2 protein-coding genes are annotated in these 2,555 nt (G+C 68.4%); both read left to right on the forward strand.

Annotation, left to right across the window (positions count from 1 at the left end; all coding sequences use genetic code 11):
• The coding region (locus tag VHW64_RS04465; RefSeq protein ID WP_329649307.1) for a fibronectin type III domain-containing protein at positions 1–750 on the forward strand (750 nt) is incomplete at its 5' end.
• Between the two features lie 55 nt (positions 751–805).
• Positions 806–2,440: a fatty acid--CoA ligase gene (locus VHW64_RS04470; protein ID WP_329649308.1), complete on the forward strand. Its 1,635-nt coding sequence runs from the start codon at positions 806–808 to the stop codon at positions 2,438–2,440.
• Positions 2,441–2,555 lie beyond the last annotated feature (115 nt).

Below are 2,555 nucleotides of genomic sequence, written 5' to 3' on the forward strand. Positions count from 1 at the left end.
GTCGTGACGGCGTCCTCGGGCAACCACTCGGCGACCGTTGCGGGATCCAGCACCAGCGCCACCGTGACCAACCTCGACCCGAGCACCAGCTACACGTTCACGGTCAAGGCCATCAACAAGGTCGGCAGCTCAGCGAGCTCCGCGCGGTCGGTGGCCGTCACGCCGGTCATCCTGTCGGAGTGGTCGGCGCCTTCCACGGTGAGCCTGCCGCTCAACAAGCCGTTGAACTACTCGGCCACGTTGACCCGCAACGACAGCGGACACGGCGTCAAGCACAAGACCGTCACCGTCTACCGGCGCGGCGGCCCGTCGAGCAAGTGGCGCGCGGTCCGCACGCTCAAGACGGACGGCCACGGCCGGATCGCCACGACGCTGACGCCCAACTTCTCGGCCGAGTACGAGGTGGTGTGGGCCGGCAAGCCAGGGGTCCGCGGTGCCTCGAAGATCACCTCGGTCGTCGTGCGTCCCGCGGTCACCGCGGTGCTGTCCAAGACCAAGGTGAGGGCCGGGAAGACGGTCACGCTCAGCGGGACGGTCCAGAAGTTCCGGGCCGGCGAGACGGTCACCCGCGAGGGCTTCTACTCCGGTGCCTGGCACGTCTGGAACACCCGGAAGGTCTCGTCGACCGGCACGTACTCCTTCAAGATCCACCCGACCTCGAAGACGGTGGACGTCTACCGGGTCGTGTCCGAGGCGTTCCACCACCGGGGGGCAGGCATTTCACCGTCCGTCCGGCTGACGGTTCGCTAGCGAGGCGGAGAGGGCACAATGCAGGGGGTACGCCGCCGAGTCCGAGGAGACGCGAGTGCGCAGCACGATGCAGGACTTCCCCCTGACGATCGGTTCGATCCTGCGGTTCGGCCGCGACGTCTTCGGTGACAGCGAGGTAGTAACGCTGGGCGAGGGCGGCAACCGCCGCCGTCGTTCGTTCACCGAGATCGCTACGCGGGCCGCGCAGCTTGCGAACGGTCTGCGTGGGCTGGGGATCGATGGCGACCAGCGGGTGGCGACGTTCATGTGGAACAACGCCGAGCATCTCGAGGCCTACCTCGCCGTGCCCGCGATGGGTGCGGTGCTGCACACGTTGAACATCCGGCTGTTCCCGGAGCAGGTCACGTACGTCGCGAACCACGCCGAGGACCACGTCGTCATGGTCGACGCCTCGCTGATCCCGGTCCTGGCCAAGGTGTTGGACGGCTTCGAGACCGTGCAGACCGTGCTTGTCGTGGGCGACGGGGATCACTCGCCGCTGGAGTCGGCCGGCAAGCAGGTGCTGTCGTATGAGGAGGTGCTGGCCGACGCGTCGCCGTCCTACGACTGGCCGGAGGACGTGGACGAACGGTCGGCCGCGGCGATGTGTTACACCTCCGGCACGACAGGCAACCCCAAGGGGGTCGTCTACTCCCACCGGTCCTGCTACCTGCACTCGATGGCAGTGTGCACGGAGAACAACCAGGGGCTCGGTGCCGCCGACCGCACGATGCCGATTGTGCCGATGTTCCACGCCAACGCGTGGGGTGCGCCGTACGCCGCCCTGATGTGCGGTGCCGACCTGATCATGCCGGACCGGTTCCTGCAGGCCGAGCCGATCGTGAAGCTGATCGCGGACGAGCGGGTGACGATCTCGGCCGGCGTACCGACGGTGTGGAACGACGTGCTGCAGTACCTCCGCAAGCACCCGGACAGCGACCTGTCGTCGATGCGCGGGATCTTCTGCGGTGGCTCGGCGGTGCCGCGTGCGCTGATCGAGAACTTCGGCACGGAGTTCGGGATCACTGTGGTGCAGGGCTGGGGGATGACCGAGACGTCTCCGGTGGCGTCGGTCGCGCACCCGCCGGTCGGCGTGACCGGCGACCGGGCGCTGGACTACCGCGCCACGGCCGGGCGCACGCTGTTCGGGGTCGAGGCGCGGATCGTCGACGACTCCGGTGAGGTGCAGCCGCGGGACGGCAAGGCGGTCGGTGAGGTCCAGGTCCGCGGCCCGTGGGTCACCGCGGCGTACTACGCCGACGACGACCCGGAGAAGTTCGACCACGGCTGGCTCAAGACCGGTGACGTCGGGCTGCTCGACCCGCAGGGCTACATCACGCTCACCGACCGCTCCAAGGACGTCATCAAGTCGGGCGGCGAGTGGATCTCCTCGGTCGAGCTCGAGGTCGAGTTGATGGCGCACCCGAACGTGCTCGAGGCCGCGGTCGTCGGCGTACCCGACGAGAAGTGGGACGAGCGGCCGCTGGCGTGCATCGTCCCGATGGAAGGTGCCGACTGCGGGCCCGAGGTGCTGCGCGAGTGGCTGTCGGACCGGGTGGCGAAGTGGTGGCTGCCGGAGCGCTGGGCCGTGGTCGAGTCGGTCCCGAAGACTTCCGTCGGGAAGTTCGACAAGAAGGTGCTGCGGCAGGCCTACGCCGACGGCGAGCTGGACGTCACCACGCTCGACTGAGCGACCTGTCCCGGCCGGCGCGGCGCTGCGATAATCTCGTCAGGCGGCCGAGAGGTCGCGAGGAGGCTTCGCCTAGTCCGGTTTATGGCGCCGCACTGCTAATGCGGTTTGGGTT

It is taken from the genome of Nocardioides sp. (genome assembly GCF_036267815.1).
GTDB lineage: Bacteria > Actinomycetota > Actinomycetes > Propionibacteriales > Nocardioidaceae > Nocardioides.